Source organism: Psychrobacter pocilloporae, assembly GCF_029872915.1.
In the GTDB taxonomy this organism is placed as follows: domain Bacteria; phylum Pseudomonadota; class Gammaproteobacteria; order Pseudomonadales; family Moraxellaceae; genus Psychrobacter; species Psychrobacter pacificensis.
The window spans coordinates 98,641-125,094 of sequence record NZ_PGFT01000001.1 but is presented as its reverse complement, the minus strand read 5'-3'; the positions used below and the strand labels follow the sequence as shown (position 1 = coordinate 125,094).

Sequence of the window (26,454 nt, the reverse complement as noted above, 5' to 3'; positions counted from 1 at the left end):
TTATGCCTCCTTGCCATTAGCTATTGGTAGCGCGGCTGCCAATTCGGTGTTAAGTTGAGCGGCCGACGTTGACTGATTTGCTTGTGTATCTGCATCATCAAGGGTCTGACCGCTCTCTTTACGTAGCATATCTAGATAAGGCTTATAGCCTTGATCGCCTAACCAGAACTGAATCATGTTGCTGACGCCGCGGCTTGTTAGTGTTGCGCCGCTGATACCATCGACCCAATTGTCTTTCGGATTACCCGCTTTGGTCACACCAGTAGCAACGTTGCCATTGTCATCATAAGAATGGATGCCATTCCACTGTGCGCGCCACTCTGGCTCTTCAATACGAGCGCCAAGACCTGGGGTCTCTTTATGCTCATAAAAACTGATACCTTTGATGGTATTCATGTCACTTTCAAGCGTTAAGAAACCATAAATCGTACCCCATAGCCCGTAGCCTTGAATAGGCAATACAACCAGTTCAGGTTTGCCTGCGTCATCTTCTTTGACATAGACTTTGGCGTATTTTGGCTTACGGCCAATACCAGCAGGATCATTGTCGCCCAAGTCTTCGCTTAAGGCTTGGTTTTTGGTCGCTTGACTGGCGTCATAAGCATTACGATCAGGAATACCAGCCGTTTTTAACTCATCATCATCAAGGTAGTTGCCTTTATTTAGATCAATGATTTTGACATCAAAATCTTTAAAACGTTCGGCGACATCATCTGCTGTATCAGACTCAGTATTGTACATGTCAGCGGCGACCAAGATGTTTTTATTGCGATCCAAGCGTGCATTTTCGATTTGTGCAGGTTTTAGGCCAACAGCGACAGCTGAGACCAATACTGAACAAACCAAGCACAGCGTCAAAGCCACACTGATGGTTTTGGCATTATTACTTTTGGGCTTGGACATAACGAACCCTCCGAGCAGTTTGGCGTTTGATATTTGCTTGGGTCACAAAATAATCAAACAGTGGAGCAAATAAGTTGGCAAACAAGATAGCCAGCATGATGCCTTCTGGGAAAGCAGGGTTAATGACACGAATCAGAACGGTCATAAAACCGATCAAGATACCATAAGCCCAGCGGCCCTTATTGGTGTGGGCAGCAGAAACGGGGTCGGTTGCCATGAATACTGCACCGAACGCAAAACCACCGATAACCAAGTGCCAGTAGAATGGCAAGCTCATCATCATATTGTCATCAGAGCCAATCAGGTTGAACACCAATGAAGTAGCAATCAAACCAACCACACAGCCTGCCATGATGCGCCAAGAAGCAATACGCGTCCAAAGCAACACCGCAGCACCCATTAGGATAGCTAGCGTCGATACTTCACCGATACTGCCCTGCATGTTGCCTAAGAATGCATCACTCCAAGTGATCGCATTACCATAGACATCAACAAAGTCTTGAGGAACCACACCAAGCGCGGCAAGCCCAAGCGGGGTCGCACCTGAGAAGCCATCTACAGCTGTCCATACTGAGTCGCCAGACATATAGGCTGGATAGGCAAAGTATAAGAACGCACGGCCTGATAGGGCAGGGTTCAAGAAGTTTTTACCAGTCCCACCGAACACTTCTTTTGCGACCACCACACCAAAGATAATACCGAGGGCAACTTGCCATAAAGGAATATCAGGTGGTAAACATAATGCAAATAGAACTGAGGTCACAAAGAAACCTTCGTTAACTTCGTGTCCGCGGACAACGGCAAAGATAATCTCACAGAGAATACCGACGGCAAACGTCACGATATAAATCGGCAAAAACTGCATGGCCCCATAAACAAAGCTTGCCCAGATACTGTCTGGGTTGTAACCTGCCATACTAGTGATGACGGTACGCCAGCCTTCAGGTTGCAGACCGAGCTGAGCGATAGCGGTTAGTGCTTGATGACCGATGTTGTACATACCCCAAAACATTGCTGGGAAAGTACATAGCCATACCGTAATCATAATACGCTTTAAGTCGATACCGTCACGAACGTGTGATGAAGCGTACGTTGTGGTGCCTGGCTGCCGAAGAAACGTATCAAACATCTCAAAAATAGCATAATACTTTTCGTGTTTGCCGCCTTTGGTAAAAGATGGCTCCATACGATCGAACATATTGTGTAAAAATTTCATCGTGGTTAGCCCTCCAGCTCAATGCGCGTTAAGTTATCACGCAAAATATCACCGAACTCATATTTGCCAGGAGATACAAAGGTGCATAGTGCCAAGTCTTCTTCATCCAACTCAAGTGCACCCAAATCAGTGGCACTGACGATGTCTTCGACAATCAAAGCACGTAACAATTGAGTGGGCAGGTAATCTTGAGGCATGACTTCTTCAAAGACACCAATCGGTACCATGGCGCGAGGTGAGCCATTACTTGTTGTGGTGAAATTGTACTTTTTGCCACCAAAGAACTGCGAGATATAGATAGGCAGCTTTGAGAAGCGGTTTTTACCGGGGCTAAAGAAGTGAAACGCAGGACGCTCACGACCTTCAGGCAGTGCACTGATCTGATTATGAAAACGACCAAGATAAGCGATATTGTCAAATACTCTGCGACCAGACAATACTGAACCTGAGATGATACGGTTCTCGCCTGCCGCTAGCTGACCTTTGGTTAATGCCGTAATATCAGCACCACGCTCGGTTGCAATCAGATGCGGATTGGTAACCGCAGGGCCAGCCAAGCTTAGCATACGACGTGTATATAGATGTCCAGTTGTGAACAGCTTACCAATCGCAATCACATCTTGATAACCAATCGTCCATACGGTCACGCCGCGGCTGATAGGGTGCAAGAAATGAATGTGCGTACCTGCAAGACCTGCTGGATGTTTACCCGCAAAGGCATGATACTCAGTGACATTATTAGCCGCAGATTTTGCAACTGGCGTCAACTGGGCGTCGCCATGGTGGCAGACAAAGGTCTTGGGCGTGAGTGTTGAGAGTACTGCTAGGCCATCATTGAACGCTTGTAGCTGCTCATTGATTACCAGCATTGGATCAAGGGCGAGTGGATTGGTGTCCATTGCTGTCACAAAGATAGCATGTGGACGAGCGCCGATTTCGGGCGCACGGCTATAGGGACGTGTGCGAAACGCAGTCCATTCGCCAGAGGCAATCAGTTGGGTTTCAACGACTTCAGAGTCTAGGTCAGCAAGCTGCTGTGAGTCATAGCGCTCAAAGTCTACTTCTTCACCATTCGGGTCGACCTCAATCACAAGACTTTCAAACACTCGGCGCTCACCGCGTTTAACAGCGACGACCTTACCAGCAGCAGGGGCAGTATAGATGACGCCAACACGCTTTTTGTCTTCAAAAACGGGCTGACCTTTGGCTACAATGTCACCTTCTTTGACATTCATCGTAGGCTTCATGCCCACGTAATCATAGCCAATAAGTGCTACATGTGTCGGTTGGTGCTCAGATATCTCGCGGGAGGGTTCACCGGTGATGGGCAAATCCAAACCTTTTTTGATGGTAATCATAAGCGAAAACTTAGTCCATAGTCTAAAACGATACCAGACATCCTGTTTGGTACATCGGTAGCTTGAACATTTATCTCACTCAATAAAGCCTTCAATCATCTATTTCTATACTGAAATAAGGATGAAAGCTCTCTGAAGATAATACATGATCATAACTACTATTAAGAGTATTAACGCTGACCTTAGACTCCTTAACAACACGTTAATGTCTTATTCGAATTACCAAAGTGGCGACTGGCTACCAAGGTGTATGCTAAAACTATTGAATCAAAATCAATCGCCAAAAGCACATTGCCAACAGAGATTACTTTGAAAATAACAGCCTTATCATACGTTTCATTGAAATTAAAAACTTGTAATACCAGTATGATGGGCCACTTTTATCCAATCAGCATCATTCAAAAATACGCAATTTTTTAGAGGTGTGACTAAAAACGATCTATTGAAGTAGATGATAAACTGGCTAAAAGACAACCTAGATAAGCAAGCATCACATCATTTTTGTGATCTGCCAAACTCTAGTCATAACTGTTTTATATTGTTAGCTAGTAATAGGGTTTTAAACGGCATCCAATGGGGCTTTATACTGCAGAATCGGTGGTATACAGACTACCAGATTAGATTTCTATTATAACCCTTTTTGGCAATATATCAGTTAATATCATACGGATATATTGAGCCATTGCTCATTGTCTCTGAGGCATTATGAAGTGCGACTAAGCAATACCGTCTCAACAAAAAGCGTAACGTATGGTTACTATCACATAGAAACAAATAAAAATTTACCTAGGATTATACGCTAAATTGACCTAAAATTGCCAGTCAGTAATAGAATTTAACGAATGTTGGTGCCGATTCTACGTATTACAACTTATGGTTATGATTGTTTGATTTCGATTGTATCCTATCTCTATTTGAGCAGATTTCTGACCTATTTTATTTGGTTTTTCGAATCTGTCTATAATTTATGCCGCGTTTGCGTGGTGTTTTCTATCGTGGTCTGATGCTTCGATTTCGTTTTATTCTCAACAATGTAATTGTCTAAATTTATTGCCAATATTATGCTTTATAAGGAATGCTATATGTGTGCTGTGCCTGTCATTATCCCGGCTATTGATTTAAAAGATGGTAAGTGCGTACGTTTAAAACAAGGCCGTATGGAAGATGATACGGTATTCTCTGATGATCCCGTTGCCATGGCGGCACGTTGGGTAGATGAGGGCGCACGCCGCCTGCATTTGGTCGATTTGAATGGTGCTTTTGATGGCGTGCCAGTACACAGACAAGTGGTCAATGATATTACCAAAGCATATCCGAACCTGCCTATTCAATTGGGTGGTGGCGTGCGTAATATGAATACTATTGAGCAATACATTACTGCCGGTCTAACTTATATTATCATCGGTACAAAAGCGGTTGAAGAGCCGGATTTTGTGGCAGAAGCTTGCCGTGAATTTGCAGGACACATCATTGTTGGTATCGATGCCAAAGACGGTATGGTCGCCACTCATGGCTGGGCCAATGTTACCGATACCAAAGCGACCGAGCTTGCCAAGCGCTTCGCTGATGTAGGTGTTTCTTCTATTGTGTATACTGATATTGCCCGCGATGGCATGATGCAAGGCGTGAATGTTGAACAAACCGTCAATTTGGCTCGCGAAGGCGGATTACCTGTGATCGCATCAGGCGGCGTTACTGATATGAAAGACATCGAGCTATTAAAGCCCTATGGTGATAGTATCGAAGGTATCATCACTGGTCGTGCTATCTATGAAGGCACGTTGAATTTGAGCGAAGCTCAGCTTTACTTAGATAGCTAAATAAATCAAAAATTAGTCGGTTAAAATCAGACAGCTAATTATCAGCAATCAGCTAAGCGAGAAAAACCCGTAAAAAATAAAGGATGCTTATGGCCAGTTATTTTGACCGTCCAATGATACGCCGTTTTATAAAAGCGTGGGGTCAAATGCTGTTGCTGTTAAGCATCGTTTGTACGTGGCCCACCTATGCTGCTGGTGAAGAACTCTCTGGCATTGCAACCGTACTTGGCGTGGAGAGTGCAGAAGAGGCAACACCTGATAGTGATCCTGCGCCAGACGAGGAAGCATCAGACCCCGCCACCTCATTATCGACACCTGCCCAGCCCCCCGTCATCAGCGGTGAAAGCACCAATAACGGTCAAATTGAAACCACACCCACCCCGCAAAAAGATAATGAAATCCGTCAGCGTATCAATGGTATTTTCTCTGAAGTCGAAGGCCTACAAGCCGTTACTGTCAGTGTGAGCCAGGGCGTGGTCACCTTGGCAGGAGAGACTGCCAACGAAAAAAAAGCGCAGCAGGCCATCAATCTGACCAACCGTTTGACTGATGTAGTCACCGTTGATGACAATATCAATCGAACGTTGGACGTTCAAGAGAATGTCTCGACGGTTTATCAAGGTCTAAAAGCACAATTAGAAAACCTCGTGAAGGCGCTGCCTTTGCTATTGGTCGGCGTTGTTATATTTGCATTGGTCACATGGTTTGGTAGTTGGTTATCTAATCGCAAAAGAATGTGGCAGCGCTTAACGCCAAATCCGTTTGTCGCTGAGCTATTATCACAAACCGTCAAAGTTATTTTTATCATCTTTGGTCTGATCTTGGGACTGAGCCTTATCGGGGCAGAAACCATCTTAGGTACTTTGCTTGGCGGCGCAGGTGTCATCGGTATTGCCGTTGGTTTTGCGGTCAAGGATACCATCGAAAACTATATTGCCTCACTAATGCTCAGTATCCGCCAGCCATTTCGCGCCCGTGATCAAGTGGTTATCAATGGGCAAGAGGGTATTGTCGTTCGTCTGACCTCACGTGCGACGATACTGATGACATTGGATGGCAATCAGTTGCGTATTCCGAATGCTGAGGTGTTTAAAGGCACCATTCTCAACTACACTAAAAATCCCGAGCGCCGCTTTACTTTTGAATTAGGTGTTGATGCCAATGATGATCCGCTAGCAGCTATCAAAGTAGGACTGGATGCGATCGATACGCTCGCATTTGTATTGGATGAGCCCAAAGCCATCGCGGTGATTACCAATGTGGGTGATTCCAATATCGTGCTAGAGTTTCAGGTTTGGGTAGATCAATCAGAAACCGACTTTGCCAAGGCCCGTAGTATTGCCATTCGTGAGACCAAGCATGCACTAGAAAACAAGGGCTTTAGTTTACCTGAGCCTATTTATCGCCTGCGGTTTAATAACAAATTAGAGAAAGCCATTGAACATATGCAGAACAGTGCGGATAGCGCTAAATCTGACATGACGATTACCTCAACCACGCCTGAGCCTACTTTTACCCATCAAGATAATGAGAATCCTGTTGATAATAAAGATAAAAAGCAAGCGAAGGCGCGAGCCAAAGTTATTTTGCAAGGCCGTAATGCTGATGAGGTCCTCGATGCTCGCACTGATGACAAGCTGATGGAAAAGGTTGAGCAAGAGATTGCTCAAAGCTCAGATGAAACGGATTTGCTCAATAATAATAGTCCGCAAGAATAGTAATAGATAGTAGGTTTAAAAGTAGGCACAAAAAGTGCAATGGAACTCGTATTTGGTAATTCATCAAAGTCGAGATTTTTTATGGAAATGAAGCATCTAATCATATTTGCCGTAATCGGCATCATAGCATTGCTTGGTTTTAACATCATCAATGGCAATAGTCATGAGAAAAACAGAGAGGTTGCCGTTAGCAGTACTGTTTCTGAACAGCCTACAGCAGCTATATCTGATGCAGATAGCTCTAAGAATAGCTCTGCAAATATCGCCAGCAAACCACTTAGCCAGCAGCCAAAAGCCATAATAGATGATGCTACCAATAAAATCGATCAAGCACAGCAATCTGAGCAAGATCGTTTGGAACAGATGAGTAATGCACAGTAAAAAAATATTTAACCTAAAACTATAAATAACAAAGCATAAAAAAGGGCCAACGTTATCGTTAGCCCTTTTTATTTATGGTACTACAGTTTCAGATTAGCTTTTTTTGCTAGATCCTCTACGGTTATTACTTCTCTTTGCTGGAGCTTTCTTAGACGGCTCTTTTTTGGCAGGCTGCGTTTTTGTCTGATTCATGGCACTAGACTGCAATTTTTCTTTTAAGTCAAAGTCAATTTGCAGTAGGTCCATATTAACGCCAGCAACCTGTACCTTAACCAAGTCACCCAGCCCAAATAGCGTGCCTTTGTCTTTACCAATAAGCTGTTGCTGCTGCTCATCATAAACAAAGAAATCATCGCCCACATTGGAGATATGTACCAAGCCATCGATGTATAGATCAGTCAACGTAACGAATAGGCCGAAGTTGGTCACGGTCGTCACAACCCCTTCGAACTCTTCACCGACATGATCCGTCATATAATGACACTTGAGCCAAGACTCTACAAAGCGAGATGCTTTTTCTGCACGGCGCTCTGTATCAGATGTCTGTGTACCCGCGCCGTCAAGTGAAAAATCCATGACAGGTTGCTTGCTGTTTGTTACTTTTGCTTTGATCGCACGATGCAGCATTAGATCTGGATAACGGCGAATCGGCGAGGTAAAGTGGCTATATTCATCATAAGCCAAGCCGAAGTGACCAATATTGTCAGGGGCATAATTTGCCTGCATCATCGAGCGTAGCAACATGCTATGAATGCTAATCGCATCTGGTCTGTCTTTGGTTGCTTCAATAATACGCTGATAATCCGCTTGCGTTGGATTTTCTTCTGGGAAGGGTAGGCCAAAGTTTTTTGCATATTCGTGGATACGCATTGACTTCTCATTATCAGGCTTATCATGGTTACGATATAAGACTGGTAGCTCATGTTTGAGCGCAAAGTTTGCCGCGCAGGTATTAGCGAGGAGCATACACTCTTCAATCAGCTTCTGAGAGTCACCGCGAGTACGCGGTAATATAGCGTCAATCCCGCCTTTTTCATTAAATTTGATGTAGGTTTCGACTGTCTCAAACTCCATCGCATGACGCTCTTCACGTTTTTTGAGCAGTAACTCATAAAGCTGATGCAATGTATCAATCGATTTTTTGACGTCTATATTGCCCGTTAATGATTTAGGAAGTCTTTTATCAGTCGGATTGACAAAATAGTCGTTCACTTGGTTATACGTGAGACGCGCTTGTGAGTGCATCACTGATGGATAAAACTCATATCCTGTGACCTTACCTGCACGTGATATTTTAATATCAGCCACCATGCATAGACGATCAAGGTTAGGGTTCAATGAACACAGACCATTAGAGAGGACTTCAGGGAGCATCGGAATCACACGATGCGGGAAGTATACAGACGTACCACGCTCGTAAGCATCTTGATCTAGTGGTGAGTTTGGCGTGACATAGTAGCTCACATCCGCAATTGCGACCACGACGCGGTAGTTGCCGCCTGAGCGCTTCTCAGCAAATACGGCATCATCAAAGTCACGAGCATCTTCACCATCGATAGTAACGAGTGGCAGATGACGCAAATCTTTGCGACCTTTTATGTCTTTCTCTGTTGGTTCTTGATATTCAGCAGCTTGTTTGAGCGCCGCTTCACTGAAATCTGATGGGATATCATAGTTAAGAAGGGTCGTCTCAATAATCAGCTCTCGATCGTTATCATCAGACAATACCTCAGTGATTTTGCCAGTGGCAAATTCATGCTGGTTCGGCCAGTCGATGATATCGACTTTGACAGGCGCGCCTGGTTTGATATTGAGGGCTTGGACATTATCATCAGTGACCGTGATTGGTTGATGAGTGTTTGGACTACCAAGCTCAACACAAAAGCCCTCTTCATCACGCGCAAGTGTACCGATAAAGTTGTTCTGGCGGCGCTCAATCACATCGACAATACGACCTTCAGTACGACCGCGATTATCTGTTGATGTGCCAACTGCTGCTACTGTATCGCCATTGAATACCCAGCGCATTTGTTTTTCGTGCAAAAACAAATCTGGCATATCACTTAGCACCACAAAGCCAAAGCCTTTTGGATGTGCAGATACGGTGCCTGTAACGATATCTTGCTTAGTGACTGTGCGATAGCGATAGGGACGGCCTTCGCGATTGACTTGACCGTCGCGTGCCATGGCTTTTAGGCGATTGCCCAAAGCATCAAACTGATCTGGATCTTCAATCTCAAAGATCTGCGCCAGCTGCTTGTGAGTGACTTCCCCATGCTCACCAATCGTACTGAGTATCAACTCACGACTAGGGATTGGGTTGTCGTATTTTTGTGCCTCACTTGAGGCGTTTGGATCATTCCAACTCATAAATTACCGTATCTATTTTTTAAATTATTAATAGTGACTATCTTAACACGAACGGCAGCGCAATATCTTGCGTCAATTGCCTTATGTGCCTTCAATAGCAAAAAGCGTTGCATTTTTAAATGAACGCTATTGGGATCAATCAAATATCGATATCAACACTGCTTGATTGATTGGTGATTTTTTTACTGTCTAGCTCTTTTGAGACTTCTAGCACTGTGGTTTGATTTGATTTATCCAGGTATTTCTGTGCTTTATCGACTTCAGTGGTCAAGCTATTGACCGTTTGTTTCATATTTTCTAATGCTTCGATTTTATAATTACTGATCATATCCATGGTGTCATAGACATTATTGAAGGCATTTTGCAGTTTATCAAGCTCAATGCTACTACTTGTTGCTTGTTCATGAATCTCACCTGACTGACGCTTAAGCATGGCAGAGGTTGATTCAATCAAGCTACTCGTGGTTTTATTCAATGCCGTAATCTGATCAAGTACCAGCTTTTGATTGGTCATGGCTTGAGCAACTACCACCGCCGTACGTAGTGCTGAAACAGTGGTCGTCGTTGCTCGATCAACCCCTTTAATCAGCTCTAGATTGTTTTTACGGATGGTGTCGAGCGCTAGATAACCTTGTACGTTGACGGCCAACTGAGTTAAAAAGTCAGTGTTTTTTTGACGCACATAAAACAGCATCTCTTCTTTGATAATACGCGCTTTTTCAGGATCAGTCGCTTCTATGGCGTAGACTTTTTGCTCTAGTTGCTCATCTATCTTTTTGCCAACATAGATATACTGGCGTATAGACTGCATCAGCTCCCACATATTAACTTTTTCTTGCTCAATCATTGCATTGTCTTTGAGCAATTCATCTTTACCGTTATATAAACTGGTTACTACTGCATTGATATGCGATTGCGCTGACTCATACTGACGGAAATAGTCTTGCACTTTATTACCAAATGGAATCAGACCGAATAGCTTACGTGAATTGGTCAGCTCTTTTTTGCTTGGGTCTAAATCTTCGACGATACCGCGTAATTCGGTTAAAGATTTGGCAATAGGGGAATTGTCAAACAAGCTGTCATTGAGGCTTTTGGCCGGTAGCTCAAGCATACGATTAGAGACTTGAGCGGATTCACGAATCTCTTTGGTGCCCAGATTATGAATGGATTGGACGTTTTGCTGAAATTCTGGACTGTGCACGGAGTTAGTAATCACGTGATCGACGAACGCATCCACTTTGGCATCCAGCTCCGGAATTTGGCTTTCATCCAACTTAACCATTTGATCGGCTTCACTTTTTTGTATTTCTTTGACAGGTTCAGGCGCTGTGAGAGAGATACTAGGAGTTGTGGCGTTTTCTGGTGGTGTTAATTCTTGCATGAAAGTTCCCTTGATGTCAGATAAAAGCAGTGTTTTTATAAACGACTCTATTGGTCGTGATATAGATTATTGTTGTACACTGACTAAAAATTTTGATAAATGCTGATTAGCAAATATAAAACAGATCTTTAGACTACCGCGTAATCAAATAGTTGAGAAGGTAGATTTTGTAAAATAGCGTCAGCCAATTATATCTGGCTAAATACATTTAAAAGAGACAGTAGGCAGTCCAAATAATAAAAAACCATCAATATCCCGTAGCATATTGATGGTTAGATTTATAAATAACTATATGGACTGACAGCCACTACTTAAAGCAATCTCATAAAAGACTATTTTTTCTTTGTAGGTCCAAGCAGCATACCCATTTGGCGACCTTCCATCTTAGGATATTGTTCGACGTTTGAGATATCAGCAGTATCTTCAATGATACGATCAAGTTGTTTGCGACCAAGATCTTGGTGCGCCATTTCACGTCCGCGGAAACGGATGCTAATTTTAACTTTGTCTTGATCTTCCAAGAAGCTGATAATTTTTCTCAGTTTAACCTGATAATCGGCTTCTTCGGTACTAGGACGTAGCTTCATCTCTTTGAGCTGAGTCTGCTTTTGGTTTTTCTTAGCTTCTTTAGCCTTTTGCTTTTGATCATAGAGGAAATGTTTATAATCCATGATCTTACATACTGGCGGCTTAGCTTCAGGAACTAATTCAACCAAATCTAGGTTTTCATCACGTGCCGCTTTCATCGCGGTTGCGATATCAACCACACCCATTTGCTCGCCATCTTCTTTGACGAGACGGACTTCTTTGACGTTGATATCTTCGTTGATGTTCAAACGGTTGGACTGTTTAATAGGTATTACTCCTCATCTGTTTTTGGGGTCTGTCGGCCTTTTTTACTGACAGCGGTCTGTACTAATGTAATAAATTCAGAAACACTCATCACGCCAAGGTTCTCACCTTCGCGCGTTCGGACGTTGACACTGCCCGATTCCACTTCTTTATCCCCTAATACTAGCATATAGGGAATACGTTCTAATGTTTTCTCTCGTATCTTAAATCCAATCTTTTCGTTACGCAAGTCGCTAACGGCACGCAAACCTGCATTTTTGAGCTCACTAACCACGTTTTCACAGGCATCAGCTTGCTTATCAGTGATGTTCATGACCACAACTTGTTGCGGTGCTAGCCATACTGGCATCCAACCAGCATAGTGTTCGATCAAAATACCAATGAAGCGCTCAAATGACCCTAAGATGGCACGGTGCAACATAATAGGCACTTCACGATCGTTCTGCTCATTGACGAACTCAGCATCGAGGCGCTCAGGCATATTGGGATCTACCTGAATGGTACCGCATTGCCAAATACGACCTAACGAGTCTTTTAGACTAAACTCAATCTTTGGACCATAGAAAGCGCCTTCGCCAGGTAGATAATCCCAGTCTAGGCCTGAGCTATCAAGCGCATCTGCTAACGCCTTTTCTGCAAAGTCCCAAGACTCATCACTACCAACACGTTTTTCGGGACGAGTAGAGAGCTTCATAATAATGTTATCGAAGCCAAAATCTTCATAGACAGCAAGCGTTAGCTTGATAAATTCTGCTACTTCTTGCTGAATCTGTGCTTGCGTGCAAAAGATATGAGCATCATCTTGCGTAAAACCACGTACGCGCATCAGACCGTGCAATGAACCTGATGGCTCGTTACGATGGCAAGAACCAAATTCTGCCATACGTAGTGGCAAATCACGGTAAGACTTTAAGCCTTGATTGAACACTTGCACATGACAAGGGCAGTTCATTGGTTTTACGGCATAATCACGATTTTCACTAGAGGTCGTGAACATATTAGTTGCGTAGTTGCCCCAATGTCCTGAGCGCTCCCACAGACTGCGATCAACGATTTGTGGCGTTTTGATCTCTTCGTAGCCGTTATCGTATTGTACTTTACGCATATATTGCTCAAGTACTTGATAAATTGTCCAGCCATTGGCATGCCAGAACACCATACCTGGGGCTTGCTCTTGCATATGAAATAGGTTTAACGCTTTACCAATTTTACGATGGTCACGTTTTTCTGCTTCTTCAATACGCTGGATATAGGCTTTTAGCTGTTTTTTATCAGCCCAAGCAGTACCATAAATACGTTGCAGTTGCTCGTTTTTCGCATCACCGCGCCAATAGGCACCTGACATTTTGGTCAGTTTAAATACTTTCAAAAAGCGCGTATTGGGCACATGCGGGCCACGGCACATATCGACGTATTCTTGATGATGATACAGACCAAAAGCTTCTTCACCTGGCATATCATTAATCAGTTTTAGCTTATAGTCTTCGTTACGTGATTCAAAGATCTCAATTGCTTCGGCACGTGGCGTCATTTTTTTGATAACGTCATAATCTTGCTTGATCAGCTCCATCATGCGTTTTTCAATAGCTTCCATGTGCTCAGGCGTAAATGGCGTTTCACTAAAGATATCGTAATAAAAACCATCATCAATAACAGGACCAATGACCATCTTCACATCAGGATATAGCTGTTTAACTGCATGACCTAATAAGTGAGCGCATGAGTGACGAATGATATCGACACCGTCATCGTCTTTTGGTGTCACGATTTCAACGTTGGCATCAGCGACGATAGGATCGTACGCATCTACTAGGTGACCATTGACACGTCCAGCAACTGTCGCTTTAGCGAGCCCTGCCCCAATACTTTGCGCCACTTCCATGACTGTTGTATGACCTTCGAAGTTTTTCACGCTACCATCGGGTAAAGTAATCGCTACCATAATCTATTCGCCTGTTATTAGGTCCGTTGGCAGTGATGATTGCAACCATCAATCATATAACCGTAAGACCGCATCAATTATATCTAATCATTGTGATATATAGTAAGAGTGACACATTACTTGCTACTGCTTTGTACTGCTATATATTGTGGGTTTTATTGGTTATTCAAGAGTGTTTAACCAATAACGACATCATAGACAGAACTTTGTCATCTATCTAATACAGATAATCAGCAAAAATAAGTAATGCAATAAAAGGGTGATTATAGCAAAAACCGTCTACCAAGACTAGATAGCAAGGGGTAGAGCCTTAAGCTCAATAAGAGATAAACTGCGAAAGTTATTTTTGAACATTTCAAAACAGAATGTTGGCAAAACTATATAAAACTTGGCGATTGACCCTCTGTATAGCGATGTTTGTAGTAATATCAATATTGAAGGTGGAAGAAGTAGAAGCAAATTCAAAGAGGTAAAAATACTTCAAAGATAATAAACGGCAATACATATCTGATAAAACTGTCAATCAGAGCACACTTCTATTTTCTTTCCTTTTAAAGCAGCCAGCTCCAACCCATTGAAAAAGCTATCTTTTTTATATTCTGCTAAAATAAGTCCAAAAACATCAACAAAACAGGTTGACACAAAAATTAAACCCTCTATAATACGCCCTCATCAGACGAACTGGCAGTGAGAGAAGTGTAGATTACACATTAATAACGCAGTTAACCTGGCGAAACAAATTATAAAAAGTCTTGACAATTCAAATCAATATGATAAGATAGTCGGCTCGCTAGATAGCTTAACCGGAGACGGAAAAGGCAGATAGCGTTAGTAATACCCTATATATCGATGACTGGACGACAGTGATTGAAACTATTTAAAAGCATAACTAAAGAACAACTTGTGTGGATTTTTGCTGATTCAGAATGCTAAAAAATAAAGTTGGTCGACTATCTTTTCGGTAGAACACCAACTATAAAAATTATCATTTAAGACAGCAGAAAAACTCAAAGTTAATTCATTACGAACATAATTACGAGCGATTTTGCCAGATTAGATGAGCCAAGATTAGAAGTCGTCTTACTATTTATAGTGAAGACTTCAAGCAAGATTAAACTGAAGAGTTTGATCATGGCTCAGATTGAACGCTGGCGGCAGGCTTAACACATGCAAGTCGAGCGGAAACGATGATAGCTTGCTATCAGGCGTCGAGCGGCGGACGGGTGAGTAATACTTAGGAATCTACCTAGTAGTGGGGGATAGCTCGGGGAAACTCGAATTAATACCGCATACGTCCTACGGGAGAAAGGGGGCAACTTGTTGCTCTCGCTATTAGATGAGCCTAAGTCGGATTAGCTAGATGGTGGGGTAAAGGCCTACCATGGCGACGATCTGTAGCTGGTCTGAGAGGATGATCAGCCACACCGGGACTGAGACACGGCCCGGACTCCTACGGGAGGCAGCAGTGGGGAATATTGGACAATGGGGGGAACCCTGATCCAGCCATGCCGCGTGTGTGAAGAAGGCCTTTTGGTTGTAAAGCACTTTAAGCAGTGAAGAAGACTCTTCGGTTAATACCCGGGGACGATGACATTAGCTGCAGAATAAGCACCGGCTAACTCTGTGCCAGCAGCCGCGGTAATACAGAGGGTGCAAGCGTTAATCGGAATTACTGGGCGTAAAGCGAGCGTAGGTGGCTTGATAAGTCAGATGTGAAATCCCCGGGCTTAACCTGGGAACTGCATCTGATACTGTTAAGCTAGAGTAGGTGAGAGGGAAGTAGAATTCCAGGTGTAGCGGTGAAATGCGTAGAGATCTGAAGGAATACCGATGGCGAAGGCAGCTTCCTGGCATCATACTGACACTGAGGCTCGAAAGCGTGGGTAGCAAACAGGATTAGATACCCTGGTAGTCCACGCCGTAAACGATGTCTACTAGTCGTTGGGTCCCTTGAGGACTTAGTGACGCAGCTAACGCAATAAGTAGACCGCCTGGGGAGTACGGCCGCAAGGTTAAAACTCAAATGAATTGACGGGGGCCCGCACAAGCGGTGGAGCATGTGGTTTAATTCGATGCAACGCGAAGAACCTTACCTGGTCTTGACATACACAGAATCTTGTAGAGATACGAGAGTGCCTTCGGGAATTGTGATACAGGTGCTGCATGGCTGTCGTCAGCTCGTGTCGTGAGATGTTGGGTTAAGTCCCGCAACGAGCGCAACCCTTGTCCTTAGTTACCAGCACTTCGGGTGGGAACTCTAAGGATACTGCCAGTGACAAACTGGAGGAAGGCGGGGACGACGTCAAGTCATCATGGCCCTTACGACCAGGGCTACACACGTGCTACAATGGTAGGTACAGAGGGCAGCTACACAGCGATGTGATGCGAATCTCAAAAAGCCTATCGTAGTCCAGATTGGAGTCTGCAACTCGACTCCATGAAGTAGGAATCGCTAGTAATCGCGGATCAGAATGCCGCGGTGAATACGTTCCCGGGCCTTGTACACACCGCCCGTCACACCATGGGAGTTGATTGCACCAGAAGTGGTTAGCCTAACTTAGTGAGGGCGATCACCACGGTGTGGTTGATGACTGGGGTGAAGTCGTAACAAGGTAGCCGTAGGGGAACCTGCGGCTGGATCACCTCCTTATAGACAGCATTCGTTCAGCAAGAATTCACAACAAGTTGTTCTTTAGTTTAAGCTTACGTTTTAGGACGTATCAGGGTCTGTAGCTCAGCTGGTTAGAGCACCGTGTTGATAACGCGGGGGTCAGTGGTTCGAGTCCACTTAGACCCACCATTATTAATGTAGGTGAAAGAGCCCTAAGTAAATCCCCTTTAAGGGATTTCCTCTTGCGCTCGGATCGAAGCAGTGCTTCGATTGTATCCTCGCTCAGGGGCCATAGCTCAGTTGGTAGAGCGCCTGCCTTGCACGCAGGAGGTCAACGGTTCGACTCCGTTTGGCTCCACCACTACATACAGCTAAGCTTAGCGTGCTAAATAAAATAGGTATCAAATAGAAACAAGTGATTTGCACACGATTACTTCTTTCTGTTTTATACAGAAAACTATGACTCGACGAGAGCATAGGAACTATTTAAAAACATAGATATGAGTCTGGGTTAGGATGAGCGTATTCACGCGCCCATCTTAACCTTAATAACTCACCTCTTAACGACATTGTTTGTTATCCCAGGGATGAGTTATTAAAAAAGTAAAGAGAACTGAATCAAGCGTATAAACATAGGTGATATCGTTATCATAATTAGATTGTATGACACATAGAAGTCGAAAGACTACTTGGGGTTGTATGGTCAAGTAATGAAGCGCACATGGTGGATGCCTTGGCAGTCAGAGGCGATGAAAGACGTGACAGCCTGCGATAAGCTTCGGGGAGGCGGCAATATCCTGTGATCCGGAGATTTCTGAATGGGGAAACCCACCTACCATAAGGTAGGTATCCTAATTTATTAGGAAGCGAACGAGGGGAAGTGAAACATCTCAGTACCCTTAGGAAAAGACATCAATTGAGATTCCCCTAGTAGCGGCGAGCGAACGGGGAGAAGCCGATTAATGCTAATGTAGAAGAACAGCGTGGGAAAGCTGACCATAGTAGGTGATAGTCCTGTATTCGAAACATTAGCGTTAACATATTAAGTAGAGCGGGGCACGAGAAATCCTGTTTGAAGATGGGGGGACCATCCTCCAAGGCTAAATACTCCTGACTGACCGATAGTGAACCAGTACCGTGAGGGAAAGGCGAAAAGAACCCCTGTGAGGGGAGTGAAATAGAACCTGAAACCGTGTGCGTACAAGCAGTGGGAGCCCACTTGTTGGGTGACCGCGTACCTTTTGTATAATGGGTCAGCGACTTATATTCTGTAGCAAGGTTAACCGTTTAGGGGAGCCGTAGGGAAACCGAGTCTTAATAGGGCGACTAGTTGCAGGGTATAGACCCGAAACCGAGTGATCTATCCATGAGCAGGTTGAAAGTGCCGTAACAGGCACCGGAGGACCGAACCCACTGTCGTTGAAAAGCCAGGGGATGACTTGTGGATAGGGGTGAAAGGCTAATCAAACTCGGTGATAGCTGGTTCTCCCCGAAAGCTATTTAGGTAGCGCCTCGGACGAACACCATTGGGGGTAGAGCACTGTTTCGGCTAGGGGGTCATACCGACTTACCAAACCGATGCAAACTCCGAATACCGATGAGTGATATCCGGGAGACACACGGTGGGTGCTAACGTCCATCGTGGAGAGGGAAACAACCCAGACCGCCAGCTAAGGCCCCAAATTCCTAGTTAAGTGGGAAACGAGGTGGGAAGGCATAGACAGCTAGGAGGTTGGCTTAGAAGCAGCCATCCTTTAAAGAAAGCGTAATAGCTCACTAGTCGAGTCGGCCCGCGCGGAAGATGTAACGGGGCTCAAACTAGGAGCCGAAGCTGCGGATTTGAATTTGTTTTCAAGTGGTAGGGGAGCGTTGTGTAAGCCTGTGAAGGTGTGTTGTAAAGCATGCTGGAGGTATCACAAGAGCGAATGCTGACGTGAGTAACGATAATGGGTGTGAAAAGCATCCACGCCGGAAGATCAAGGGTTCCAGTCCAACGTTAATCGGGGCTGGGTGAGTCGACCCCTAAGGCGAGGCCGAAAGGCGTAGTCGATGGGAAATCGGTTAATATTCCGATACTTGTTTATAATGCGATGGAGGGACGGAGAAGGTTATGTCAGCCTGGCGTTGGTTGTCCAGGTGAAAGGATGTAGGTTTATAGCTTAGGTAAATCCGGGCTATTCTATACCGAGATCTGATAGCAAGCTGTACATGTACAGCGAAGTGGCAAATACCATGCTTCCAGGAAAAGCTTCTAAGCAATAGTTATAAACGAATCGTACCCTAAACCGACACAGGTGATCAGGTAGAGAATACCAAGGCGCTTGAGAGAACTCTGCTGAAGGAACTAGGCAAAATGGTACCGTAACTTCGGGAGAAGGTACGCTGTTGGTGGTGATAGGACTTGCTCCTTGAGCTGCTGGCAGTCGCAGATACCAGGCTGCTGCAACTGTTTATTAAAAACACAGCACTCTGCAAACACGAAAGTGGACGTATAGGGTGTGATGTCTGCCCGGTGCTGGAAGGTTAATTGATGGGCTTAGCGTAAGCGAAGGTCTTGATCGAAGCCCCAGTAAACGGCGGCCGTAACTATAACGGTCCTAAGGTAGCGAAATTCCTTGTCGGGTAAGTTCCGACCTGCACGAATGACATAATGATGGCAGCGCTGTCTCCAGCAGAGACTCAGTGAAATCGAAATCGCAGTGAAGATGCTGTGTACCCGCGGCTAGACGGAAAGACCCCGTGAACCTTTACTACAGCTTTACATTGAACTTTGACCTGACTTGTGCAGGATAGGTGGGAGGCTTTGAAACCGAGACGCCAGTCTTGGTGGAGCCATCCTTGAAATACCACCCTGGTCATGTTGGGGTTCTAACTCAGGTATCACAATACCGAGGACAATGTATGGTGGGTAGTTTGACTGGGGCGGTCTCCTCCTAAAGAGTAACGGAGGAGTACGAAGGTGCGCTCAGACCGGTCGGAAATCGGTCGAAGAGTATAAAGGCAAAAGCGCGCTTAACTGCGAGACCCACAAGTCGAGCAGGTACGAAAGTAGGTCTTAGTGATCCGGTGGTTCTGTATGGAAGGGCCATCGCTCAACGGATAAAAGGTACTCTGGGGATAACAGGCTGATACCGCCCAAGAGTTCATATCGACGGCGGTGTTTGGCACCTCGATGTCGGCTCATCTCATCCTAGGGCTGAAGCAGGTCCTAAGGGTATGGCTGTTCGCCATTTAAAGAGGTACGCGAGCTGGGTTTAGAACGTCGTGAGACAGTTCGGTCCCTATCTACCGTGGGCGTTGGAAATTTGAGAGGATCTGCTCCTAGTACGAGAGGACCAGAGTGGACGAACCACTGGTGTTCGGGTTGTCATGCCAATGGCATTGCCCGGTAGCTACGTTCGGATGGGATAACCGCTGAAAGCATCTAAGCGGGAAGCCCACCTCAAGATTAGATTTCCCCAAAGAGCCGTTCAAGACTAGGACGTTGATAGGCAGGGTGTGGAAGCACAGTGATGTGTGTAGCTAACCTGTACTAATTGCTCGTTTGGCTTGACCATACAACACCCAAGTGGTTTGTATCAAGTCTAATTAATCTATCTTATATAGCCTAGGCTATAGAAACAGACAGAACATTTCGATATCACCGTTAACCTTGATTCAGTTAGGGTAAGTGGTACTTATCAAAAGTCACACGAACAGACTCATATCTAACCCCTTTGCTGACGACAATAGCGCGATGGCACCACCTGATCCCTTCCCGAACTCAGAAGTGAAACATCGTTGCGCCAATGGTAGTGTGGTTCGCCCATGTGAGAGTAGGTCATCGTCAGCTCCTTATTCCTGATTAGCCCCTTGATACTAACGTATCAAGGGGCTTTTCTTTGTCGGCATTTTAATAATAATTTCCTGATCAATAGCTGCTCATTTTATTTGGCAAAATAATTATAAAAAAGGATCAATTAGCCTTGACCCAGCCTCAAACCCGCGTATAATGCGTCCCAGTCGAAAGGGAAGTGATTTACTGATTTGAATGATGCAAATTGTTTGAACTAAATAGAAAATACTTCTTGACTAAATAAATAAACCCTCTATAATACGCCCTCATCAGACGGACTGGCAGTGAGAGATGTGTAGATTACATATTAATAACCCAGTTAACCTGGCGAAACAAATTATAAAAAGTCTTGACAATTCAAATCATTATGATAAGATAGTCGGCTCGCTAGATAGCTTAACCGGCAACAGGGAAGGCGAAAAGCGTAAGTAATACCCTATATATCGATGACTGGACGACAGTGATTGAAACTATTTAAAAGCATAACTAAAGAACAACTTGTGTGGATTTTTGCTGATTCAGAATGCTAAAAAATAAAGTTGGTCGACTATCTTTTCGGTAGAACACCAACTATAAAAATTATCATTTAAGACAGCAGAAAAACTCAAAGTTAATTCATTACGAACATAATTACGAGCGATTTTGCCAGATTAGATGAGCCAAGATTAGAAGTCGTCTTACTATTTATAGTGAAGACTTCAAGCAAGATTAAACTGAAGAGTTTGATCATGGCTCAGATTGAACGCTGGCGGCAGGCTTAACACATGCAAGTCGAGCGGAAACGATGATAGCTTGCTATCAGGCGTCGAGCGGCGGACGGGTGAGTAATACTTAGGAATCTACCTAGTAGTGGGGGATAGCTCGGGGAAACTCGAATTAATACCGCATACGTCCTACGGGAGAAAGGGGGCAACTTGTTGCTCTCGCTATTAGATGAGCCTAAGTCGGATTAGCTAGATGGTGGGGTAAAGGCCTACCATGGCGACGATCTGTAGCTGGTCTGAGAGGATGATCAGCCACACCGGGACTGAGACACGGCCCGGACTCCTACGGGAGGCAGCAGTGGGGAATATTGGACAATGGGGGGAACCCTGATCCAGCCATGCCGCGTGTGTGAAGAAGGCCTTTTGGTTGTAAAGCACTTTAAGCAGTGAAGAAGACTCTTCGGTTAATACCCGGGGACGATGACATTAGCTGCAGAATAAGCACCGGCTAACTCTGTGCCAGCAGCCGCGGTAATACAGAGGGTGCAAGCGTTAATCGGAATTACTGGGCGTAAAGCGAGCGTAGGTGGCTTGATAAGTCAGATGTGAAATCCCCGGGCTTAACCTGGGAACTGCATCTGAAACTGTTAGGCTAGAGTAGGTGAGAGGGAAGTAGAATTTCAGGTGTAGCGGTGAAATGCGTAGAGATCTGAAGGAATACCGATGGCGAAGGCAGCTTCCTGGCATCATACTGACACTGAGGCTCGAAAGCGTGGGTAGCAAACAGGATTAGATACCCTGGTAGTCCACGCCGTAAACGATGTCTACTAGTCGTTGGGTCCCTTGAGGACTTAGTGACGCAGCTAACGCAATAAGTAGACCGCCTGGGGAGTACGGCCGCAAGGTTAAAACTCAAATGAATTGACGGGGGCCCGCACAAGCGGTGGAGCATGTGGTTTAATTCGATGCAACGCGAAGAACCTTACCTGGTCTTGACATACACAGAATCTTGTAGAGATACGAGAGTGCCTTCGGGAATTGTGATACAGGTGCTGCATGGCTGTCGTCAGCTCGTGTCGTGAGATGTTGGGTTAAGTCCCGCAACGAGCGCAACCCTTGTCCTTAGTTACCAGCACTTCGGGTGGGAACTCTAAGGATACTGCCAGTGACAAACTGGAGGAAGGCGGGGACGACGTCAAGTCATCATGGCCCTTACGACCAGGGCTACACACGTGCTACAATGGTAGGTACAGAGGGCAGCTACACAGCGATGTGATGCGAATCTCAAAAAGCCTATCGTAGTCCAGATTGGAGTCTGCAACTCGACTCCATGAAGTAGGAATCGCTAGTAATCGCGGATCAGAATGCCGCGGTGAATACGTTCCCGGGCCTTGTACACACCGCCCGTCACACCATGGGAGTTGATTGCACCAGAAGTGGTTAGCCTAACTTAGTGAGGGCGATCACCACGGTGTGGTTGATGACTGGGGTGAAGTCGTAACAAGGTAGCCGTAGGGGAACCTGCGGCTGGATCACCTCCTTATAGACAGCATTCGTTCAGCAAGAATTCACAACAAGTTGTTCTTTAGTTTAAGCTTACGTTTTAGGACGTATCAGGGTCTGTAGCTCAGCTGGTTAGAGCACCGTGTTGATAACGCGGGGGTCAGTGGTTCGAGTCCACTTAGACCCACCATTATTAATGTAGGTGAAAGAGCCCTAAGTAAATCCCCTTTAAGGGATTTCCTCTTGCGCTCGGATCGAAGCAGTGCTTCGATTGTATCCTCGCTCAGGGGCCATAGCTCAGTTGGTAGAGCGCCTGCCTTGCACGCAGGAGGTCAACGGTTCGACTCCGTTTGGCTCCACCACTACATACAGCTAAGCTTAGCGTGCTAAATAAAATAGGTATCAAATAGAAACAAGTGATTTGCACACGATTACTTCTTTCTGTTTTATACAGAAAACTATGACTCGACGAGAGCATAGGAACTATTTAAAAACATAGATATGAGTCTGGGTTAGGATGAGCGTATTCACGCGCCCATCTTAACCTTAATAACTCACCTCTTAACGACATTGTTTGTTATCCCAGGGGTGAGTTATTAAAAAAGTAAAGAGAACTGAATCAAGCGTATAAACATAGGTGATATCGTTATCATAATTAGATTGTATGACACATAGAAGTCGAAAGACTACTTGGGGTTGTATGGTCAAGTAATGAAGCGCACATGGTGGATGCCTTGGCAGTCAGAGGCGATGAAAGACGTGACAGCCTGCGATAAGCTTCGGGGAGGCGGCAATATCCTGTGATCCGGAGATTTCTGAATGGGGAAACCCACCTACCATAAGGTAGGTATCCTAATTTATTAGGAAGCGAACGAGGGGAAGTGAAACATCTCAGTACCCTTAGGAAAAGACATCAATTGAGATTCCCCTAGTAGCGGCGAGCGAACGGGGAGAAGCCGATTAATGCTAATGTAGAAGAACAGCGTGGGAAAGCTGACCATAGTAGGTGATAGTCCTGTATTCGAAACATTAGCGTTAACATATTAAGTAGAGCGGGGCACGAGAAATCCTGTTTGAAGATGGGGGGACCATCCTCCAAGGCTAAATACTCCTGACTGACCGATAGTGAACCAGTACCGTGAGGGAAAGGCGAAAAGAACCCCTGTGAGGGGAGTGAAATAGAACCTGAAACCGTGTGCGTACAAGCAGTGGGAGCCCACTTGTTGGGTGACCGCGTACCTTTTGTATAATGGGTCAGCGACTTATATTCTGTAGCAAGGTTAACCGTTTAGGGGAGCCGTAGGGAAACCGAGTCTTAATAGGGCGACTAGTTGCAGGGTATAGACCCGAAACCGAGTGATCTATCCATGAGCAGGTTGAAAGTGCCGTAACAGGCACCGGAGGACCGAACCCACTGTCGTTGAAAAGCCAGGGGATGACTTGTGGATAGGGGTGAAAGGCTAATCAAACTCGGTGATAGCTGGTTCTCCCCGAAAGCTATTTAGGTAGCGCCTCGGACGAACACCATTGGGGGTAGAGCACTGTTTCGGCTAGGGGGTCATACCGACTTACCAAACCGATGCAAACTCCGAATACCGATGAGTGATATCCGGGAGACACACGGTGGGTGCTAACGTCCATCGTGGAGAGGGAAACAACCCAGACCGCCAGCTAAGGCCCCAAATTCCTAGTTAAGTGGGAAACGAGGTGGGAAGGCATAGACAGCTAGGAGGTTGGCTTAGAAGCAGCCATCCTTTAAAGAAAGCGTAATAGCTCACTAGTCGAGTCGGCCCGCGCGGAAGATGTAACGGGGCTCAAACTAGGAGCCGAAGCTGCGGATTTGAATTTGTTTTCAAGTGGTAGGGGAGCGTTGTGTAAGCCTGTGAAGGTGTGTTGTAAAGCATGCTGGAGGTATCACAAGAGCGAATGCTGACGTGAGTAACGATAATGGGTGTGAAAAGCATCCACGCCGGAAGATCAAGGGTTCCAGTCCAACGTTAATCGGGGCTGGGTGAGTCGACCCCTAAGGCGAGGCCGAAAGGCGTAGTCGATGGGAAATCGGTTAATATTCCGATACTTGTTTATAATGCGATGGAGGGACGGAGAAGGTTATGTCAGCCTGGCGTTGGTTGTCCAGGTGAAAGGATGTAGGTTTATAGCTTAGGTAAATCCGGGCTATTCTATACCGAGATCTGATAGCAAGCTGTACATGTACAGCGAAGTGGCAAATACCATGCTTCCAGGAAAAGCTTCTAAGCAATAGTTATAAACGAATCGTACCCTAAACCGACACAGGTGATCAGGTAGAGAATACCAAGGCGCTTGAGAGAACTCTGCTGAAGGAACTAGGCAAAATGGTACCGTAACTTCGGGAGAAGGTACGCTGTTGGTGGTGATAGGACTTGCTCCTTGAGCTGCTGGCAGTCGCAGATACCAGGCTGCTGCAACTGTTTATTAAAAACACAGCACTCTGCAAACACGAAAGTGGACGTATAGGGTGTGATGTCTGCCCGGTGCTGGAAGGTTAATTGATGGGCTTAGCGTAAGCGAAGGTCTTGATCGAAGCCCCAGTAAACGGCGGCCGTAACTATAACGGTCCTAAGGTAGCGAAATTCCTTGTCGGGTAAGTTCCGACCTGCACGAATGACATAATGATGGCAGCGCTGTCTCCAGCAGAGACTCAGTGAAATCGAAATCGCAGTGAAGATGCTGTGTACCCGCGGCTAGACGGAAAGACCCCGTGAACCTTTACTACAGCTTTACATTGAACTTTGACCTGACTTGTGCAGGATAGGTGGGAGGCTTTGAAACCGAGACGCCAGTCTTGGTGGAGCCATCCTTGAAATACCACCCTGGTCATGTTGGGGTTCTAACTCAGGTATCACAATACCGAGGACAATGTATGGTGGGTAGTTTGACTGGGGCGGTCTCCTCCTAAAGAGTAACGGAGGAGTACGAAGGTGCGCTCAGACCGGTCGGAAATCGGTCGAAGAGTATAAAGGCAAAAGCGCGCTTAACTGCGAGACCCACAAGTCGAGCAGGTACGAAAGTAGGTCTTAGTGATCCGGTGGTTCTGTATGGAAGGGCCATCGCTCAACGGATAAAAGGTACTCTGGGGATAACAGGCTGATACCGCCCAAGAGTTCATATCGACGGCGGTGTTTGGCACCTCGATGTCGGCTCATCTCATCCTAGGGCTGAAGCAGGTCCTAAGGGTATGGCTGTTCGCCATTTAAAGAGGTACGCGAGCTGGGTTTAGAACGTCGTGAGACAGTTCGGTCCCTATCTACCGTGGGCGTTGGAAATTTGAGAGGATCTGCTCCTAGTACGAGAGGACCAGAGTGGACGAACCACTGGTGTTCGGGTTGTCATGCCAATGGCATTGCCCGGTAGCTACGTTCGGATGGGATAACCGCTGAAAGCATCTAAGCGGGAAGCCCACCTCAAGATTAGATTTCCCCAAAGAGCCGTTCAAGACTAGGACGTTGATAGGCAGGGTGTGGAAGCACAGTGATGTGTGTAGCTAACCTGTACTAATTGCTCGTTTGGCTTGACCATACAACACCCAAGTGGTTTGTATCAAGTCTAATTAATCTATCTTATATAGCCTAGGCTATAGAAACAGACAGAACATTTCGATATCACCGTTAACCTTGATTCAGTTAGGGTAAGTGGTACTTATCAAAAGTCACACGAACAGACTCATATCTAACCCCCTTTGCTGACGACAATAGCGCGATGGCACCACCTGATCCCTTCCCGAACTCAGAAGTGAAACATCGTTGCGCCAATGGTAGTGTGGTTTGCCCATGTGAGAGTAGGTCATCGTCAGCTCCTTATTCCTGATTAGCCCCTTG

10 protein-coding genes, 4 tRNA genes and 6 rRNA genes are annotated in these 26,454 nt (G+C 45.5%); 13 read left to right on the top strand and 7 right to left on the bottom strand.

The window, feature by feature from the left end; all coding sequences use genetic code 11:
- From CUR83_RS00550 to CUR83_RS00540, 3 genes are read right to left on the bottom strand one after another with little or no spacing between them, the layout of a single operon-like run.
- On the bottom strand, window positions 1-903 hold the full coding sequence (locus tag CUR83_RS00550) for a Na(+)-translocating NADH-quinone reductase subunit C (RefSeq protein WP_093070337.1): 903 nt from the start codon (window positions 901-903) through the stop codon (window positions 1-3).
- Window positions 884-2,119: an NADH:ubiquinone reductase (Na(+)-transporting) subunit B gene (locus tag CUR83_RS00545; protein ID WP_071002705.1), complete on the bottom strand. Its 1,236-nt coding sequence runs from the start codon at window positions 2,117-2,119 to the stop codon at window positions 884-886. The genes CUR83_RS00550 and CUR83_RS00545 overlap by 20 nt, the downstream gene beginning before the upstream one ends.
- Window positions 2,120-2,124: 5 nt before the next feature.
- A complete protein-coding gene (locus CUR83_RS00540; RefSeq protein ID WP_284718856.1) occupies window positions 2,125-3,477 on the bottom strand; it encodes a Na(+)-translocating NADH-quinone reductase subunit A in 1,353 nt (450 codons plus the stop codon).
- Window positions 3,478-4,559: 1,082 nt separating this feature from the next.
- Between CUR83_RS00540 and hisA the strand changes: the two genes are divergently transcribed.
- The 3 genes from hisA to CUR83_RS00525 all read left to right on the top strand — a co-directional run bounded on the left by hisA (window position 4,560) and on the right by CUR83_RS00525 (window position 7,396).
- Entirely contained in the window at window positions 4,560-5,297 is a 738-nt protein-coding gene (gene hisA / locus CUR83_RS00535; RefSeq protein WP_093070341.1) for a 1-(5-phosphoribosyl)-5-[(5-phosphoribosylamino)methylideneamino]imidazole-4-carboxamide isomerase, read from the top strand.
- Window positions 5,298-5,386: 89 nt separating this feature from the next.
- Window positions 5,387-7,015, top strand: a complete 1,629-nt coding sequence (locus CUR83_RS00530) for a mechanosensitive ion channel domain-containing protein (protein WP_284718855.1) — start codon at window positions 5,387-5,389, stop codon at window positions 7,013-7,015.
- 81 nt (window positions 7,016-7,096) lie between these two features.
- On the top strand, window positions 7,097-7,396 hold the full coding sequence (locus tag CUR83_RS00525; RefSeq protein ID WP_284718854.1) for a hypothetical protein: 300 nt from the start codon (window positions 7,097-7,099) through the stop codon (window positions 7,394-7,396).
- 93 nt (window positions 7,397-7,489) lie between these two features.
- On the opposite strand, the gene rnr is transcribed toward CUR83_RS00525, so the two are convergent.
- The 4 genes from rnr to thrS form a co-directional block, all read right to left on the bottom strand.
- Window positions 7,490-9,766, bottom strand: a complete 2,277-nt coding sequence (gene rnr, locus CUR83_RS00520) for a ribonuclease R (RefSeq protein WP_284718853.1) — start codon at window positions 9,764-9,766, stop codon at window positions 7,490-7,492.
- Between the two features lie 139 nt (window positions 9,767-9,905).
- Entirely contained in the window at window positions 9,906-11,150 is a 1,245-nt protein-coding gene (locus tag CUR83_RS00515; RefSeq protein WP_071002711.1) for a toxic anion resistance protein, read from the bottom strand.
- 332 nt (window positions 11,151-11,482) lie between these two features.
- Window positions 11,483-11,986, bottom strand: coding sequence for a translation initiation factor IF-3 (gene infC / locus CUR83_RS00510; RefSeq protein ID WP_071002713.1), 504 nt, complete (start codon window positions 11,984-11,986; stop codon window positions 11,483-11,485).
- A 23-nt stretch (window positions 11,987-12,009) separates the two neighbouring features.
- Window positions 12,010-13,944 (bottom strand): threonine--tRNA ligase, encoded by a 1,935-nt coding sequence (gene thrS / locus CUR83_RS00505; protein ID WP_186475373.1) that lies wholly within the window; start codon window positions 13,942-13,944, stop codon window positions 12,010-12,012.
- Window positions 13,945-15,057: 1,113 nt separating this feature from the next.
- Between thrS and CUR83_RS00500 the strand changes: the two genes are divergently transcribed.
- From CUR83_RS00500 to rrf (CUR83_RS00455), 10 genes are all read left to right on the top strand, one after another.
- Window positions 15,058-16,594: ribosomal RNA gene (locus CUR83_RS00500) — 16S ribosomal RNA — on the top strand.
- A gap of 73 nt (window positions 16,595-16,667) precedes the next feature.
- Window positions 16,668-16,744: transfer RNA gene (locus CUR83_RS00495), tRNA-Ile, on the top strand.
- Window positions 16,745-16,840: 96 nt separating this feature from the next.
- Window positions 16,841-16,916, top strand: a tRNA-Ala gene (locus CUR83_RS00490).
- 340 nt (window positions 16,917-17,256) lie between these two features.
- Window positions 17,257-20,112, top strand: a 23S ribosomal RNA gene (locus tag CUR83_RS00485).
- A gap of 161 nt (window positions 20,113-20,273) precedes the next feature.
- Window positions 20,274-20,387 (top strand): 5S ribosomal RNA (gene rrf, locus CUR83_RS00480).
- A 713-nt stretch (window positions 20,388-21,100) separates the two neighbouring features.
- Window positions 21,101-22,637 (top strand): 16S ribosomal RNA (locus CUR83_RS00475).
- A 73-nt stretch (window positions 22,638-22,710) separates the two neighbouring features.
- Window positions 22,711-22,787 (top strand) — tRNA-Ile (locus CUR83_RS00470).
- A 96-nt stretch (window positions 22,788-22,883) separates the two neighbouring features.
- A tRNA-Ala gene (locus tag CUR83_RS00465) sits at window positions 22,884-22,959 on the top strand.
- A 340-nt stretch (window positions 22,960-23,299) separates the two neighbouring features.
- Window positions 23,300-26,155, top strand: a 23S ribosomal RNA gene (locus CUR83_RS00460).
- A 162-nt stretch (window positions 26,156-26,317) separates the two neighbouring features.
- Window positions 26,318-26,431, top strand: a 5S ribosomal RNA gene (gene rrf / locus CUR83_RS00455).
- The 16S, 23S and 5S rRNA genes sit together here with 4 tRNA genes alongside, the layout of an rRNA operon.
- Window positions 26,432-26,454: the final 23 nt, after the last annotated feature.